At 39.3% G+C, this 16,170-nt stretch carries 15 protein-coding genes and 5 tRNA genes; 8 read left to right on the forward strand and 12 right to left on the reverse strand.

Features of this window, described 5'->3' with window-relative positions; genetic code table 11:
• Positions 1-50 precede the first annotated feature (50 nt).
• From H8Z77_RS04870 to H8Z77_RS04880, 3 genes are all read left to right on the forward strand, one after another.
• Entirely contained in the window at positions 51-710 is a 660-nt protein-coding gene (locus H8Z77_RS04870) for a YczE/YyaS/YitT family protein (protein WP_186996348.1), read from the forward strand.
• 190 nt (positions 711-900) lie between these two features.
• Positions 901-1,785, forward strand: coding sequence for an ABC transporter ATP-binding protein (locus tag H8Z77_RS04875; protein WP_186996349.1), 885 nt, complete (start codon positions 901-903; stop codon positions 1,783-1,785).
• A complete protein-coding gene (locus tag H8Z77_RS04880) occupies positions 1,782-2,579 on the forward strand; it encodes an ABC transporter permease subunit (protein WP_069989061.1) in 798 nt (265 codons plus the stop codon). Before H8Z77_RS04875 ends, H8Z77_RS04880 begins: the two co-directional genes overlap by 4 nt.
• A gap of 160 nt (positions 2,580-2,739) precedes the next feature.
• Here H8Z77_RS04880 and H8Z77_RS04885 read toward each other — a convergent pair whose 3' ends face one another.
• On the reverse strand, positions 2,740-4,392 hold the full coding sequence (locus H8Z77_RS04885; RefSeq protein ID WP_186996350.1) for a recombinase family protein: 1,653 nt from the start codon (positions 4,390-4,392) through the stop codon (positions 2,740-2,742).
• A gap of 4 nt (positions 4,393-4,396) precedes the next feature.
• Positions 4,397-4,654, reverse strand: coding sequence for a hypothetical protein (locus tag H8Z77_RS04890; RefSeq protein WP_186996351.1), 258 nt, complete (start codon positions 4,652-4,654; stop codon positions 4,397-4,399).
• 319 nt (positions 4,655-4,973) lie between these two features.
• Between H8Z77_RS04890 and H8Z77_RS04895 the strand changes: the two genes are divergently transcribed.
• The 5 genes from H8Z77_RS04895 to H8Z77_RS04915 all read left to right on the forward strand — a co-directional run bounded on the left by H8Z77_RS04895 (position 4,974) and on the right by H8Z77_RS04915 (position 9,030).
• Positions 4,974-5,615: a TetR/AcrR family transcriptional regulator gene (locus H8Z77_RS04895; RefSeq protein ID WP_186996352.1), complete on the forward strand. Its 642-nt coding sequence runs from the start codon at positions 4,974-4,976 to the stop codon at positions 5,613-5,615.
• Positions 5,616-5,707: 92 nt separating this feature from the next.
• Positions 5,708-6,955 carry an MFS transporter gene (locus tag H8Z77_RS04900; RefSeq protein WP_186996353.1) on the forward strand — a complete coding sequence of 416 codons (1,248 nt, stop codon included), beginning with the start codon at positions 5,708-5,710 and terminating at the stop codon, positions 6,953-6,955.
• A 247-nt stretch (positions 6,956-7,202) separates the two neighbouring features.
• Complete coding sequence (locus H8Z77_RS04905; protein ID WP_186996354.1) at positions 7,203-7,661, forward strand: RNA polymerase sigma factor; 459 nt, start codon at positions 7,203-7,205, stop codon at positions 7,659-7,661.
• Positions 7,633-7,836, forward strand: coding sequence for a helix-turn-helix domain-containing protein (locus H8Z77_RS04910; RefSeq protein WP_186996355.1), 204 nt, complete (start codon positions 7,633-7,635; stop codon positions 7,834-7,836). The genes H8Z77_RS04905 and H8Z77_RS04910 overlap by 29 nt, the downstream gene beginning before the upstream one ends.
• Positions 7,837-8,421: 585 nt before the next feature.
• Positions 8,422-9,030: a hypothetical protein gene (locus H8Z77_RS04915; RefSeq protein WP_186996356.1), complete on the forward strand. Its 609-nt coding sequence runs from the start codon at positions 8,422-8,424 to the stop codon at positions 9,028-9,030.
• 559 nt (positions 9,031-9,589) lie between these two features.
• On the opposite strand, the gene H8Z77_RS04920 is transcribed toward H8Z77_RS04915, so the two are convergent.
• The 10 genes from H8Z77_RS04920 to lysA form a co-directional block, all read right to left on the reverse strand.
• Positions 9,590-10,570, reverse strand: a complete 981-nt coding sequence (locus H8Z77_RS04920) for a DUF1266 domain-containing protein (RefSeq protein WP_069989062.1) — start codon at positions 10,568-10,570, stop codon at positions 9,590-9,592.
• 1,454 nt (positions 10,571-12,024) lie between these two features.
• A tRNA-Cys gene (locus H8Z77_RS04925) sits at positions 12,025-12,098 on the reverse strand.
• Positions 12,099-12,105: 7 nt separating this feature from the next.
• Positions 12,106-12,181 (reverse strand) — tRNA-Gly (locus tag H8Z77_RS04930).
• Positions 12,182-12,213: 32 nt separating this feature from the next.
• Positions 12,214-12,289 (reverse strand) — tRNA-Phe (locus H8Z77_RS04935).
• Between the two features lie 42 nt (positions 12,290-12,331).
• A tRNA-Asp gene (locus H8Z77_RS04940) sits at positions 12,332-12,408 on the reverse strand.
• A gap of 3 nt (positions 12,409-12,411) precedes the next feature.
• Positions 12,412-12,487, reverse strand: a tRNA-Val gene (locus H8Z77_RS04945).
• Positions 12,488-12,578: 91 nt separating this feature from the next.
• A complete protein-coding gene (hslO, locus tag H8Z77_RS04950; protein WP_069989063.1) occupies positions 12,579-13,457 on the reverse strand; it encodes an Hsp33 family molecular chaperone HslO in 879 nt (292 codons plus the stop codon).
• A complete protein-coding gene (locus H8Z77_RS04955) occupies positions 13,457-14,206 on the reverse strand; it encodes a class I SAM-dependent DNA methyltransferase (RefSeq protein WP_069989064.1) in 750 nt (249 codons plus the stop codon). The genes hslO and H8Z77_RS04955 overlap by 1 nt, the downstream gene beginning before the upstream one ends.
• The gene (locus H8Z77_RS04960; RefSeq protein WP_069989065.1) at positions 14,203-14,493 is read right to left on the reverse strand and encodes a YerC/YecD family TrpR-related protein; all 291 of its coding nucleotides are present in this window, start codon (positions 14,491-14,493) and stop codon (positions 14,203-14,205) included. Before H8Z77_RS04960 ends, H8Z77_RS04955 begins: the two co-directional genes overlap by 4 nt.
• A gap of 359 nt (positions 14,494-14,852) precedes the next feature.
• Complete coding sequence (gene lysA, locus H8Z77_RS04965) at positions 14,853-16,151, reverse strand: diaminopimelate decarboxylase (RefSeq protein ID WP_186996357.1); 1,299 nt, start codon at positions 16,149-16,151, stop codon at positions 14,853-14,855.
• Positions 16,152-16,170 lie beyond the last annotated feature (19 nt).

Raw genomic sequence — 16,170 nt, forward strand, 5'->3', positions numbered from 1 at the left:
ATTATAGATAATATTTTAACAAATTTACAAAAGAAAGAAGTCTTATCATTTTGAACAAACAACTATGCAAACGCTATCTTGTATTTATTCTTGGTGTACTGATTAATTCCTTTGGTATTGGTTTTATTACGAAAGCGGCACTAGGAACTTCCCCTATTTCCAGTATTCCCTGTGTCCTTAGTTTGAAGTTTCGTCCTACCTTAGGGGAATTTACTTTTGTAATGAATATGATTTTTATCTTGCTTCAAGTGGTTTTGTTGCGAAAGAAATTCCAAAAAATCCAATTCTTACAAATTGTTGTGAATATTATATTCAGTGGATTTATTGATGTAAGCATGTTTTTATTACAAGCATTTACCCCAGCAACATATCTCACGAAACTATTTTCTTTGTTATTGGGCTGTGCAATCCTTGCGTTTGGCATTTATTTGGAAGTATCCGCAAATGTACTGATGGTCCCTGGGGAGGGGATCGTTGCCGCAATCGCTACTGTTACCTACAAAGAATTTGGTTCGGTTAAAGTGTGTTTTGATGTTACTTTGATGTTGACAGCTACTCTTCTTTCCCTCCTATTTTTTCATCAGTTCCAAGGAATCCGAGAAGGTACAGTTATCTCCGCATTTATTGTGGGGCTTATTGTAAAACTGTACCATAAAAAACTTGGTTTTATTAAAGAATATTTATGCCCACAAATAAAAACAGTTTCCTAATAGAAGCAACGCCCTCTTTTTAAGAGGGCTGTTTTTATATAATAAATATTCTTTTTCTATTTAGATAATTTCCATGTTCTAATCGAATTCATAATGCAAAATTAATCTTCCTTCCCCTTGTGTTACAAGATAAAACTATTTATAATACAAGATAAAGTATTTTCATCATTCTCGATAGGAGGATTGTAAAATGGCTGTAATTGAAGTAAATGGAATTACCAAAGATTATGGACAGGGCAGAGGCATATTTGACCTCAGCTTTTCTATCCAAAAAGGGGAAGTATTTGGATTTTTAGGCCCAAACGGCGCTGGAAAAACAACTACTTTGCGGCATTTAATGGGGTTTATTCATCCAGATCAAGGCCAGGTAATGATAAACGGGAAAGACTGTTTTTCCCAGTCCGCTGAAATCCATAAAACTCTTGGATATTTACCAGGAGAGATCGCTTTTCCGGAGGATATGACAGGCAGGGAATTGATCCGTTTTATGTCACAGATGAGAGGGATGGATGGAGTAGGTGAAGCGGAGAAACTAGCAAAACAATTGGAATTTGATGATACAGCTCGTATCAGGAGGATGTCCAAAGGGACAAAACAAAAGCTGGGAATTATATGCGCCTTTATGCACCGGCCAGAAGTTTTGCTGCTGGATGAGCCTACCAGTGGCTTAGACCCTCTCATGCAAAACCGGTTTTTAGAACTGGTCAATGAACAAAAATCTGCTGGACGAACGGTTTTCATGTCATCCCATTCGTTTGAGGAAATAGAACGAACCTGTACCCGTGCGGCAATTTTACGCGCGGGACGGCTGGTAACCGTGGAAAATATCCAAAAATTGCGCAGTACTCGTCGAAAAACCTTTGTAGTCCAATTGAAAGATGAACCGTCTGCTATTGCGCTTTCACAAGAAATAACAGGGACAATACGCAAAAGGGATACTGTGACTGTTTCCGTTACAGGTGATATAGATTCCTTTTTAAAAAAGATAGCAAGCTATCCGGTGCGTGACCTTCAACAAAGCATTCAAACATTGGAAGAAGTATTTTTGTATTATTATGGAGGAAAGACAAAATGAGTACTGTGTTATTACGCCGGGAAATAAAAGCTCATTGGAAATTAGTATTGATTTTTACCATTGTCCTATCCATATATGGCGGGATGATTATCAGTATGTTTGACCCTAAATTGGGGGAAAGCTTAAAAATGATGGAGCAAAGCATGTCCCAATTATTCGCTGCATTTGGCATGTCAGATGCTGGAACCAGCCTGATTGAATTTATTGCCAACTACTTGTATGGATTTTTGTTTGTTGTTTTCCCCATGATTTTTTCCTTGATTCTATCCAGTATGGTAATGGTACGTTATATAGACCATGGATCCATGGCATATTTATTGTCTACTCCAACTACAAGGACGAAAATTGCTGGAACACAGGCCGCTGTATTATTGATTGGTGTATTTTTCTTAGTTGGATATGTCACTGTATTTTGTAGTATTTGTTCTGGAATCCTGTTTCCAAAAGAATTGGATTTACCAAAATTCTTTCTGCTTAATGTTGGGTTGTTATGCCTGCATATTTTTTTAAGCGGAATCGCTTTTTTCTGTTCCTGTGTATGGAATGAAACCCGTAAGGCAGTAGGAGTTTCTGCTGGATTATGTATCCTTTTTGTATTGATACAGATGGTAGCACAGGTCGGGGAAAAATTTGAAGTATTGCGTTATATTACCCCATTGACCCTATTTAATGTAGATGGGTTTACTGCCGGAGAATCCATTGCATTATGGCAGGCAGGTATTTTGTTGATTTTCGGTGTTCTTTTTTATGCAGCCGGTATTGTGTCGTTTCGGAAACGAGATTTGCCACTATAGTTTTCCGTGAAACTATATGGTTGGAACAGAAAAAAGAATGTTGTGGTAGCTCTCTAAAGAGAATATATTAATCATATATTGCATGCAAGCCCCTTCTTTAGAAGGGTTTCGGGTTACAAGGAAGTATCTTCCGATTAGGCGGCATAGCCCCATTCAAGGGTTATGCCGTCTTTTCATGTTTATTGGCTTCTTTCTGTTCCGTTTGCGAGTCAGTAGGTAAATGGATTTCTCCCACGAAGTTAAAGACAATATCCACTTTCTGAAAACGCTTGCCGTCTATCTTCTCCGGCGCATGGACTACTATTTTTTTGATAAACTCATTGACAATCGTAGGCGTTAATTCGGTTATTCCCACATACTTGCGGATAATGAGGGCAAAGCTATCAAAATTGCTTTTGTTCTGTTCGTAGGTATCGACTTCTTTTTGCTCGGCATTTACCTTTTCCGTCAACTCCCTTTGTTCTGCTTCATACTCTGCGGACAGCTTCAAAAAGCGTTCATGGCTGATTGTTCCGTTTATATCGTCCTCATAAATCCGCTTGAAAATACGGTCAAGTTCTGTAATACGTTTTCTTGCCTGTTCCAATTGTTTTTTCTGCCGCTGTATTTTCTTTTCCGCTTCTGCAAACCGCTGCTGATAGACCATTTCACGAAAATCCATGATATTCTCAATAAACCTTGCGGTTACATCAAATATCCTCTGCCGGACGATTGCTTTCAGTGTTTCTTCCCGGATAAAATGTGCGGTACAGCTTCCTGTATTGCTCTTGTACTTTGCACAGCGGTAATGGTCTTGTGAGCCGCTAAAACTCTTGCAAGTGGCAAAATGCAGCTTGCTTCCGCAATCGGCGCAGTAGACTAAGCCGGAGAACAACCCTTGCCGTTCCGCTTTTGTGGGGCGGCGTTTGTTTGCCCGTAATTCCTGTACCCGTTCAAAGACAGCTTCCTCAACGATTGCTTCATGGGTATTGCGGAAAATTGCCTGCTGTTCTTTTGTGGTTGGAATCCGCTTTTTCAATTTGTGGGATTTTGAGTAGCTTTTGAAATTTACAGTATGCCCGCAATAGTCCATTCGTTCTAAGATACCTACAATACTGTTTTCGTTCCAGTTGTAGGGATTATCCGGCAGCAACTTGCCTTTCTGTTTTGCATAATAGGCTTTTGTTGTCAGTATCTTATCCGCTTTGAGGATTTTTGCTATCTGCATAGGTCCTTTTCCGGCGATACACAAATCAAAAATCCGTTTTACAACAGAGGCAGCTTCTTCGTCCACAATCCATTTCTTTTTGTCGGCAGGGTCAACTTTGTAGCCATAAGGCGGTTTCGTCAGATGTTCTCCTGCCATGCCTTGTGCTTTCTTGATTGCTCTTACCTTTTTACTGGTATCTTTCGCGTAGAAGTCGTTGAACAGGTTACGGAACGGGGTAAAATCATTGTCGCCCTTTGCGCTGTCCACGCCGTCATTGATAGCAATATAGCGTACATCTCTTTCCACAAAAAAGATTTCCGTATAGTAGCCGACTTTCAGATAATCACGCCCCAAGCGGGACATATCCTTGACAATGACTGTCGCTACATTTCCGGCTTCAATCTCCGCTATCATACGGTTAAAATTCGGGCGGTCAAAGGTTACTCCTGAAACGCCGTCATCAATAAAAAATACCGGATTTGTAAAGCCATTGTCAGCGGCATATTTTGATAAAACTGCTTTCTGATTGACAATACTGTTGCTGTCACCGTCAAGCGCGTCCTCTTGTGAAAGACGGGCGTATAATGCTGTTATCTGTTCGGGCTTATTGGTATATGCTGTCATGTGTTCATTCCTCCTGTAATGAACGCCCGACAAACAGGTTGCTGTCTTTATTATAGCGGACTTCACTTTTCTTGTCAGCAGGCGTTTTGCCGGATTCCTCTTTGATAAGGCGTTTCATTTTGTCATAAAGCAGTTCCGAGCCGCCGCAGGAAGTAGATACTTCATAAAATGTACCGCCGATTTCATAAGTAACCGTTTCGTGTTGGGGATTGCCGCGTTTTGGCAAAAATTCGTTGTCTTTATGCTCTTGTTTCCGTTCCATTCCTTTCCCGTCCTTTCGCATTTGATAAAGTGAAAAACTTCTTAGCAAGCATAGGAAAGGGGTACCCTTTCCGTAAAATGCGCTGCATTTTGCTTGTTGGGAAGTTTCCCAAACCCTCTGTTTTTCCTTTCATTCCCTACTACACCGCACAGGGCAGTTTTGCCGAAGATTTACGAAAAAAATTTTGATTTTCTTTCTTTACTCATTGATACGGGGAAGTTTTAGAAATGCCAAATCAGCGGATAGAGAGCTGTATTGACAGTAAAAAGAATTTGTGCTATTCTTTATACAGACCAACGGTCTGTAAGGAGGGGATAGAGTGCCAAGAAATAAATATCCAGAAGAAACTGTCAGATTGATTTTAGATGTGGCTACCCGCTTATTCGCTGAAAAAGGTTATGACAGGACTTCTTTACAGGACATTATCAATGAAACCAAGCTTTCTAAAGGCGCCATTTATCATCATTTTGCGTCTAAGGAGGATATACTGGAAGCCATTTTCGACCGTATTGGAGAAGAAAATACGGCAGTATTGGCAAAAGTGAGAGATGATAAAGAAGTAAATGGTTTGGAAAAGCTTCGGAAGATTATCCGAACGGCGGTGTTCCATTCCAACCAAAGCCTTATGCTGACGATTACACCAAGTCTGTTAGACAATCCAAGATTTTTGGCTTTGCAAATCGGGCAGATTTATCAGATAGTGGCACCCAAATTTATTGAACCGATTTTAAAGCAGGGCATGGAGGACGGTTCTATTCAAATTGAACACCCCAAAGAGGTAGCAGAAGCGATTATGATTTTAGCAAATACATGGCTCAATCCGTTGGTAAATCAAACGGACGCACATGGTATGCGGGAAAGATGTAATACGTTCAATCATCTGATGAAAGGTATTGGCATTGACGTTCTGTTAGATGAAGCTTTGATTGAAGCATATATTGGCTTTTGCAGGCAGCAGTAATGTCGTTAAAATAATCTGTCCTTTGCAGGGCAGTTTATTTTAAACCATATACAGACCGACGGTTGGTTTATAAAATATTGAGGAGGATTTACATGAAAGAAAAATCGACTCTTTTCAAACGTGATTTTACATTGGTTGTTATCGGGCAAATTATTTCGTTGTTTGGAAATGCAATTTTACGTTTTGCCCTGCCGCTTTACTTATTGCGGGAAACAGGTTCATCTGCCCTGTTTGGAATGGTAACTGCCTGTTCTTTTGCACCGATGGTAGTATTGTCGATGATAGGCGGTGTATTAGCCGACAGAGTGAACAAGCGGAATATTATGGTCGGGTTGGACTTTTGCACAGCGGTATTGATACTGATTTTCTATCTTACTTTAGGAAAGCTGCCAACGGTTCCGTTGTTTATTATCGTGTTAATGCTTCTATACGGAATTTCCGGTACCTATCAGCCGTCTGTACAGGCAAGTATCCCGTTATTGGTGTCATCAGAAAAACTAATGGCAGGAAATGCAGTTATCAATCAGGTAAATACTCTTTCCGGTTTACTGGGACCTGTCATTGGCGGTATCATGTTTGGAATGTGGGGGATTTATCCCATTTTGGTTTTAAGTATCGTCTGCTTTACTTTTTCCGCAGTTATGGAAATCTTTATCCATATCCCACATGAAAAGCGTATAAGGGAAAGCGGTATTTTAACAGTTGTAGGAAATGACTTAAAGGAAAGTTACCAGTTCGTAAAGACAGAAAAACCGATTTTCTTTTCTGTTGTGTTTCTGATTTCTATTTTCAATCTGATATTAAGTTCGGTTATGATTGTCGGGACACCTATTTTGATTACACAGGTACTTAAAATGTCAGATACCATGTATGGCTTTACCCAAGGCGCACTTGCATTAGGCGGTTTGTGCGGTGGAATTTTAACAGCAGCAATAGCAGAAAAATTGAAGCTAAAAAACTCTTATATTTTGCTTCTGGTTTGTGCAGCTTCCGTAGCATTGATGGGAATTTCGTTGATGTTTCATATTCCTGCAATCCTGTCTTATTGGGTGATTACGCTGATGAGCTTTGCTGCAATGGGAGCTTCTACGCTGTTTGTTGTGCAGATTTACACAATGGTACAAGAGCAGACACCACCACAATTAGTTGGTAAAATCATGGCGGCATTGATTTCCATAGCCATGTGTGGTCAACCCATAGGGCAAGCGATTTATGGTGTTTTGTTTGATATTTTTGAAAGCCGGACATGGATTGTATTGATTGTAGCAGCCGTTGCCGCTTTCTTGATTGCTCTTTACTCAAAGAAAATATTCAGCCAATTAGAGGACAGTAACGAATGAGAACATTCACTTTTTAAGGTCATAGCGATATAAAGGAGGTATCAATATGCCGCCCGTCTTTTCTATATCTTTGATTCAATCATTAAAAAAAGTCTTTCTTTCATCATGGGATATTCTGACTATGATGATGAACACACATATCATTTTATATGCTTAAATAACTCATGTTACCGAACGCCTATGCAGTTTTATTACTGTATGGGCGTTTTCTGCAATAACCCCTATTGGGAAGAAAGGTGGTGAAACAATGAACGATTCAGAGCAATACAAAGAACATATCGAGTACACTTTTGCAGCCTTTTGTAAAGTTGTTCTCCGCAATGCTTCCATATCCGCCTATCGGGATATAGGCAAAAGGCAGAAACGGGAAATATCCCTTGATTATCTCATGGAAGAAAAATATTACAATCCATCTACAACAGACAGCTATTTTGCGGAACAAACAAGTTCGACGGAATTGATTGTGTGCGGCGAGAGAATCGTAATAGAAAATGAACGATTGTCAAAAGTGCTTTCCGATTTACCCAAGCTACGGCAGGAAGTTTTGGTACTGTATTTTTTCTTTGGATATACGGATAAGAAAATCGGAGAAATGTATGGGAAAAGCCGCACGACAGTAAACTACTGGAAAATCGCAGCACTCAAACAGCTAAGAAAAGAAATGGAGAGATTGGAGTATGAGGAACAAGAAGCTGATACCTTTTGAAATGGTTGAAAAAGCCGTTGCCGGAGAGCAGGAAGCTATAAACGCTGTCCTGTACCATTACAGAGGATACATAAAATATCGCTCGGTATTTCAAGGGCATTTTAACACAGACATTCAAGATAGATTAGAAGCGCAGCTTATCAAAGCAATTTTGCAGTTCCATTTTGACAGATAGTGAATAGCAAAGCCAGAGAAAGCCGTCAAGGATAAAATGCACGCTTCGCGTCCTTGACGGTTTTCTCTGCCCTTGCTGTGGAGTAGACAAGAGGGCGCAATCGGATAGACCGCTTGCGCCCTCTGTAAATTATGGAATATGAAAGATAATATCCACTTCCTTTTACTTCCGTTCCGGCAGTTTAAGTGACGATAAAAAGAATTGACGGAAAAGAATGGAATAGATAATTGATTAAATCTGTAATTGATTCATCTTTACTTTATATATCTTTATTTAATTGCGTTGGATTTTCCGATGTCGGAAAATCCAATATCGGATAACCCAACACCGGAAGTTTTCTTTGTACTCACATTTTATTTCGTATATAATAGCCTTGCGGATTTGTTCTGTTTTGAGATAGAAATGTTACGCAGTAGAGGGCAAAAAGCCCTTAATTTATACGGCTTTCAGAGTGTGAAAATTCATTAGACGATATTTTATACTCGTACCCTCAAAAATGAGGTTCTACTGCGTAATCTTTTTAGATTGTTTCTGATGATTGAAAGTGATATAATTTTTTATCATAAAACCGAGGAGGAAATACTTATGAATGAAATATACACGACGGAATTACTTTCTCTTGGAACAACTTTAGCTGAATTAGCAGTCAAAGGTACAGCTACTGCAGTATCAACTAAAATTCGAGCGATAAAAGAGGAAAAAAATATTGATAAAATTCGTAATACTTATGATGAAATAATCAGTGAATTACTTAATGAACGAGAAGAGGCTGTCAGAATCGCTCAAGCATATAAATCAGAATTAGAAAAAGTAGTTATCAGTGATGAAGATATACAACATTTACATAACACTGTATCCCGTATATTAGAAATTATAAAAAAATCGCAGATTGCATCTGCTGAACGTGTTAGTCCTGAAGCTGTTGAAACTGTAAAATCTCAGGTTGAATCTTATGAGCAAATTAAAGAATTGATTAGTGTAGACACTCTTAAAACTATGCAATTAATTGGCTTTAATTACAAGTCTGCTATAGGGGAACCATTAACACTCATGCTTAAGAACTTTATCTTATCGAAAGTTACAGAACCGGATTCTTTAAAAGCATTTGAAAAGATAGTTACACCAGAAATGGTAGAAATATTAAAAGATGATACAGCATACGAAAATTTTAAAAAGATAACTGGAATACAATAATGACAAAAACAGAGAACAAGGTTTTTAATGACTTGTTCTCTGTTTTGTTTACAGCCTGTTTGTCAGCGTTAGTAATAAGTTGTTGTGAATACTTCCTTATCGCTGTAAAACCAACTGTTTATAGGGTTTTTTTGAATTTTCTAAAGTATGTTGCTATTTTTAGGTTCCCGCTAATTTTGAAACTTATTTTTCATTTACTAAACTTTTATTGACCATCGATTAAATCACTATGCTTATTCGATGTCAATCAAAACCACCACTCAACTGATGGCTTACACAGGGACTATTATTGGATTATAACCTATGATATCAATGGCATTTCGACCAAATAATACCATTTTAATTACCTATTTTTTCATATTGCCTTTTTTCGGTCCGCAAAAAATTCGCCGTTATGATTGTTGTACTACTTTTTCCCGATAAAAGCCAGAAGATTTTCTATATCTAAAGATATTATTTAAAAAAACCAGAGATAATATCTCTGGTTTTTTATCATTAGATATACAAATCAATACCGTTCTTTTTTGTGGTAAAGATATCAATTTGGTTTATCTGTGCATTAATTTAATCGTTCTGGCCACATGGCAGTAGTCCATTTACCTTGTGGGCCAAACAAAAATTGTACCATATTAATATTAATATTTAAGAAGTTCTCTAACATGGTTTCTTGCATTTTATCTTGGCGGAACATAAAATAAGTAGCACCACACAATAAGCTGACAGCGTATTCTTCCCAGGAATGGTAACGTGCAATAGCAAAACGTACCAACTGCTGTGTCCTTTCCCAAAATTCCTGTGGGGTAATAATACCAGCCGAACACGCTGTACGATATAATGTAATCGTTTCGTTAATATCCCAGGCAAAAAATCCTTTTTCCCCCACAATTGGACGGAAATTTTCCGCATAAGCCTTTGCTTTTAAAAAGATTTCTTTTGCTTTTGGGTTCAATTTATTCAATTCAAAGGATGGCGTACCGCTCCAAAAATGCAAAAAGTCCTCATATTCTGCACCGGAAGTAAATAAAAATCGCCAAGTTTTTTCTAAAGATTCTTTATCTACAACACCATACATTTTTCTAAGATGGTCTCGAATCATCTTCTGTTGATTTTCGTCTTTGGTCAAAAATAAGTTATCATAACCGGGGTGACCTGGAATACCCGGTACTTTACGGCAAGTAGAAACTCCGCCTAATAACAAAGTAAATTGGCGATTTGTCACCATTTTTCGGTTTTCATCCCGAGCAGCTTTTGCTTCAAACAATTCTTTTTGATAAGTTTCAATCTTTGCTAACAATTTTTCTGTTGTTTCTGTTCTAATTGATCCGATTTCTGGCTCTGGTTCTTCAGAAGCTGGTTCTGTTTGTGATGCTGGTTCAACAGGGGGCGTTTCTTTTGTTTCATCAGGAGCAGCAGGCTCTAACTGCTGTTCTGCTACAGTATCTGTTTCTTCTTCTGGAACTTTTGGCTGTAGTTGGTCTTGTTGTGTTACCTCAACTGAATTTTCTGCTTGTTTTGATTTTGAGCGTCTTTTGAAAAACATATGATTATCTCCTTGTAAACGTGATAAATTTATTATAACATATGTCGAACAAAAAGTCACTTATAATCGTAATATCTGTGCGTTTTGACAAATGTCAACTCCTGATTTTGCATTAAATGTACAGAATCTTCTTCTTCTTTTTGCTTTTGATAAAATATTATTCATATTTATCTTCTCTTTAATAAAATGAAAATAGTAAAAATCCCGATTAGAACTGGTATTCCATAAATAAAGAAAGTAGGAATCAGATAAACCCATAATGGAGCCGAGCTGATATATTCATGATACCACATACACTTTGACGTTATGTATATAGCCATTGCAATGATCCATAAAATTAGTATACAGCCTATTATCATAACCAAAATTTTTTTATTTTTCATAAATAGTATCTCTCTAAACCCTTTTTTATCGAAAGCCAATCAATATAAAACAAATATAACAGGGCTAAAACTGTGTTTCGTGTTCATTATTTTATATTGATATTTCTATCATAGCATGGTTTTTCAATTAAAAACTAGTATCAAAATAATTACGGCACCATAAAAGGATCATAAATAATCACTGACAAAATATTATTTTTCTATCATCCACATAATAAAGTGATCAAAACTACCAGTCATATGCTGCTTCTAGAAGGGAGGTTATATAATTAAATTTTATTATCACATACCCTGCTATCTGGTAAATAGGTAAACAACCTTGTGGTAGCAAATAATATTTTTTATTACACAAATACTTTCCTTTGAAGAGGAACCCTTTTTTCAATCCATCCCCTGGTAGATTTATTGTGCTAAAACAAGCAATCAAAACCACTAGTACGCTAGTGATTTGCTCAGTCCTCAGAGGAGTATGATCATTGTATCGCTTGCTCCACTGCTGGTAAACCAGCCCTCTTTAATGTTTTTATTTGTCTACTTTATCATAGGACAAATACACTAAGCTAGTGGATTAATTTAACCCTATAAGGGTCTATTGGAAAATGTCTCCAAATAGACTGAACTTTATTCCTTTTGCGTCACTTACCCCACGTCCCGTAAATAGAAAATCACTGCGTTAACGGCAACCTTTTATTATCACAAGATTATTGTTAACGGCTCACTTTGCCCGATGTCTGTAGCTAAAAATTTTTTATAGGATACCTCTAGAACCGGTGATTTTTCCTAAATCAAAATCACCAGTTGAACTGGTGGTATGCACTAACCCTAGAAGGGCATTTTACTGGCGGGCATCTAAAGACGCACTGAACATTCTTTCACTGCCCCGCCGCCCGTAAACGGGCACTTATGCTTCTTTCCGAGCTTGATAAACTTGCTAGATTGCTTGTTAGTAGCTCGCTTCGCTCAATACTTGAAGCTAAAGCTTTTTTACGAGGCACCTCCACCGGCATAGCCGGTGGTTTCCCTAATCAACAAAAGAAAACCCTGAATCTAAATTAGATTCAGGGTTTTCTATGGAGGCGCCACCCAGATTTGAACTGGGGATGAAGGTGTTGCAGACCTCTGCCTTACCACTTGGCTATGGCGCCATTTTATTGGAGCGGGTTACGAGGCTCGAACTCGCTACCTCCACCTTGGCAAGGTGGCGCTCTACCAGATGAGCTAAACCCGCATGTTTGCCTTCTCTTTTCAGAAAAGGTCTTTTGGTGCCTCCGGACGGAATCGAACCATCGACACGAGGATTTTCAGTCCTCTGCTCTACCGACTGAGCTACAGAGGCATTTCAGTCGCCCTTGTAATCAATCTCTTTCAGACAACTGGTTGGCGACCCGTATCAGACTCGAACTGACGACCTCTTGCGTGACAGGCAAGCGTTCTAACCAACTGAACTAACGGGCCGTATGGTGGGAACAATAGGGCTCGAACCTATGACCCTCTGCTTGTAAGGCAGATGCTCTCCCAGCTGAGCTATGCTCCCATTTATCCGCCGTCCGGGGTGTTCCCTCAAGCGACGAATATTATTATACCAGACCACTTTTTATTTGTCAACACTTTTTTTCATTTTATTTTTATTTTTTTTGAGATAATAATCCTCGCAGTTCATCTTTACTAAAATGGTAGGCTTTGTTGCAAAAATGACAGGTTACTTCTGTTTCATCCGGTCCATCAATCATATCCTGTAATTCTTCTTTTCCCAGGCTGATTAATGCTCTGGAAACCCGTTCCCTGCTACAATCACATTTATATGCAACATTGGTCTCGTCCAATACATTTGGTTCTAATCCTTGCAGTACACGCATACAAACATCCTTCGGTGTTAAGCCAGAATCAAATAATTCTGAAATAGGGGGCAATTCTTTGATATTTTTTTCAATTATATCAATACAGGATTCATCCGCAAAAGGCAATAGCTGAATAAGAAAACCCCCAGCGGATTTGACAGTTAAATCCGGATTTACCAAAACACCTAAAGCGCACACCGTTGGAATCTGCTCACTAATAGCGTAATAGCTAGTAATATCCTCCGCTATCTCCCCGGATACAAGGGGTACCTGTCCAGAATAAGGTTCTTTTAAGCCAATATCCTTAATTACACTTAAAAAACCATCCGTCCCTACAGCACCAGCAACATCCAATTTTCCTTTGCTGTTTAACGGGATTTCCACAACAGGGTTTTGCACATAAGCTTTTACATTGCCATGGCTATTTGCCACAGCGATTAAGCTCCCTGCTGGGCCGTCTGCTTTGATACGCAATGTAATACTATCCTGTTCGTTTTTTAACATATATCCCATAAGGGAAGCTCCTGTTGCCAGTCTGCCCAACGCAGCGGTAACAACTGCGGAAGTCTTGTGGATTTTTTCAATCTCTCCCACAATCTCTGTCGAGTTCAACGCAATTGCCACAGCGGAACCATCCGCTGTAATTGCCCTTACCAAATTAGACATTATTTTTGATTCTCCTTTGTTGTAACATAAATCAACCGCTGACTTGTTTCCATAGGCGGTTGTAAACTATCTTCATGATAGATTGCTTCTATTTTCAATCCTGCTTTTTTCAGCACCTGTTCCAGCTCCTGCTGGGTGTAGGCGCGTTCCTGAAAGCTTTCACTGGTACGGAAATAGCGGTCCCCTTCTTTTTCGAACAAATCCAGATCAATTTGGATGGTATTTTGGGGTAGTAAAGTGTTTTTCCATACCAAATAGACATCATCATAATCATACACAAAATTTTGGTTTCCCAACACCTGCTGGTGTTTATAAACGGTGTTTACATCAAAGACGAATACCCCATCTGGATGCAGAAACAACGACACTTTATCCACTGCCTTTTGCAATTCATCCAGCTCTGTGATGTGGTTTAAGCTATCCAATGCGCACACAGCCGCATCCACCGTCCCGTACAGGTCCAAATCCTGCATGGACTGGCAAAGATAGATGATATCCAAACCGCTTTCCATCCGTTTTTCCATGGCAACCGCCAGCATATCCTCCGAACAATCCGCGCCAATCACGTCATACCCTAGTTTAGCGAATTCCTCGGACAAAGAGCCCGTCCCACAGGCCAAATCCAGCAGGATTCCCCGTTGATGGGTGACCGACTGGATAATGCCATCAAAATACGCCGCGCGTTTTTGGTAGGAAATATCATCTGTCAGTTCATCGTATACATAGGCAAATCCTTGGTATCCACTCATTGTTCTTTTGCCCTGTCAATCGCCATGCGGTAACCGTTTGTTCCATAGCTCAAACAACGGTTTACCCTACTGATGGTTGCTGTGCTGGCGCCTGTCATTTTTACAATATCATTATATACCCTGTCTTCTGTCAGCATTTTTGCCACGTGCATCCTTTGGGACATGGCTTTTAATTCTGCTACTGTGCATAAATCCTCAAAGAACTGGTAACATTCCTCCACGGATTTTAGGGTTAAAATACATTGGAATAAATAATCCATATATTGGTCTTCTAATTTATTATTCATGGCTACCACCTTACAAAACAAAATCTTGTAAATATTTTAGCACATTAAACTGTAAAAGTAAAGGGCTGATAGCAGGATTCATAAAATTTTCATTGTATTCTTAAAACGACGTGGCCTTTTGAAAAACCAGTTGGCCATTCTTCTTTTAAATAACTTATCTAGATTGTAACCCACTTATGATTTCGTTTTAATGGCTATGCTTTTTATTACAGATATTGATTGTGTAGTAAAATAACGAAACGATTTCGGATTCATATTGGATAACGACTGATCCATTTTAGGTTCCTCCCAAACAGTTCAAAATATATAACCGGAACGATAAACGCCCTTTGAAACAATTCAAAGGGCGAATGTGTTTATTAGATATCATTGCGGATTAAATCATCCAATGTTTCCCGTTTTACAATAACGCGGCTTTCTCCCTGGGAAACCGCTACAATAGCGGGTTTCATGTTACGGTTGTAGTTAGAAGACATAGAATAATTGTATGCGCCTGTCGCCAGCACAGCTAAAATATCACCGGATTCCGCATGCTGCAATGGGACGTTTTCCCCTAACAGGTCACCACTTTCACAACATTCCCCAGCAATGGTCACCACGTCATCTTTTGGCTGATCCGCTTTGTTTGCCAGAACCGCATCGTATTTGGACTGGTACAGCGCATAACGTGGGTTATCACACATCCCACCATCTACAGAAACATAATTCCTGATATTTGGGATTTCCTTTCTGGTGCCCACAGTATATACAGTGATGCCAGCAGGCCCTACAATGGAACGGCCTGGCTCAATCAGGATAAATGGCACAGGAAGCCCGTATTCAGCAGCTTTTTGTTTTACTACATCGGAAATCTGTTTCATATAGTCCGCATAAGGTACAGGGGCGTCTTCCTCTGTGTATTTGATTCCAAAACCGCCGCCCAAATTCAGCTCTGTCAGCACCACACCGGTTTTTTCATGGACATCTTTCATGTATCCCAACATCACTTCAGCAGCCAGTTTAAATGGGTCAATATCAAAAATTTGGGAACCAATGTGGCAATGTGCCCCTACCAGGTTGATATGTTCCATTTTTGCGGCTTCCACAGCGGCTTCCAATGCTTCCCCGGTTTCAATGGCAAAACCAAATTTAGAATCAATCTGTCCAGTCCTGATAAAACTATGGGTATGGGCATCAACACCTGGTTTTACACGGAGCAGGATGGTTGGCTTTTTGCCAGCTTCCCCAGCCAGGCGGTTCAATTTTTTTAACTCCGTCAGGTTGTCCACCACAATGCGGCCTACCCCATGTTCCAATGCGAAAGAAAGGGCCTCTTCTGTTTTGTTGTTTCCATGGAACACCATATCTCTAGCTGGAAACCCAGCACTGAGAGAAGTATAAATTTCACCAATGGAAACCGTATCCACACCACAGCCTTCGCTCTTCATAATCCGATATATTTCTTTACAGGAAAGCGCTTTGCTCGCATAGCAGACCAGACCTTTTCCGTCATAGTATTCTTCGATTGATTGCTTATATTGGCGGCAGTGGTCACGCACCATATCCTCATCGATTAAATATAGTGGGGTGCCGTATTGAACAGCAAGGTCTACCGTATCCAACCCGCCAAAAGTGAGATGTCCTTTTTCATTAACCGCTAAATTGTTTGATACAAACATGTTATCACCCTTTCCTGTT

Origin of the sequence: Clostridium facile (genome assembly GCF_014297275.1) — a bacterium.
In the GTDB taxonomy this organism is placed as follows: Bacteria; Bacillota; Clostridia; order Oscillospirales; family Ruminococcaceae; genus Massilioclostridium; species Massilioclostridium facile.

Bases quoted from the DNA above. Each gene is read 5' to 3' on its own strand.
- H8Z77_RS04875 (WP_186996349.1), top strand. From the start codon at position 901: ATGGCTGTAATTGAAGTAAATGGAATTACCAAAGATTATGGACAGGGC.
- H8Z77_RS04880 (WP_069989061.1), top strand. From the start codon at position 1,782: ATGAGTACTGTGTTATTACGCCGGGAAATAAAAGCTCATTGGAAATTA.
- H8Z77_RS04885 (WP_186996350.1), bottom strand. From the start codon at position 4,392: ATGACAGCATATACCAATAAGCCCGAACAGATAACAGCATTATACGCC.
- H8Z77_RS04890 (WP_186996351.1), bottom strand. From the start codon at position 4,654: ATGGAACGGAAACAAGAGCATAAAGACAACGAATTTTTGCCAAAACGC.
- H8Z77_RS04900 (WP_186996353.1), top strand. From the start codon at position 5,708: ATGAAAGAAAAATCGACTCTTTTCAAACGTGATTTTACATTGGTTGTT.
- H8Z77_RS04905 (WP_186996354.1), top strand. From the start codon at position 7,203: ATGAACGATTCAGAGCAATACAAAGAACATATCGAGTACACTTTTGCA.
- H8Z77_RS04910 (WP_186996355.1), top strand. From the start codon at position 7,633: ATGAGGAACAAGAAGCTGATACCTTTTGAAATGGTTGAAAAAGCCGTT.
- H8Z77_RS04915 (WP_186996356.1), top strand. From the start codon at position 8,422: ATGAATGAAATATACACGACGGAATTACTTTCTCTTGGAACAACTTTA.
- H8Z77_RS04920 (WP_069989062.1), bottom strand. From the start codon at position 10,570: ATGTTTTTCAAAAGACGCTCAAAATCAAAACAAGCAGAAAATTCAGTT.
- hslO (WP_069989063.1), bottom strand. From the start codon at position 13,457: ATGTCTAATTTGGTAAGGGCAATTACAGCGGATGGTTCCGCTGTGGCA.
- H8Z77_RS04955 (WP_069989064.1), bottom strand. From the start codon at position 14,206: ATGAGTGGATACCAAGGATTTGCCTATGTATACGATGAACTGACAGAT.
- H8Z77_RS04960 (WP_069989065.1), bottom strand. From the start codon at position 14,493: ATGAATAATAAATTAGAAGACCAATATATGGATTATTTATTCCAATGT.
- lysA (WP_186996357.1), bottom strand. From the start codon at position 16,151: ATGTTTGTATCAAACAATTTAGCGGTTAATGAAAAAGGACATCTCACT.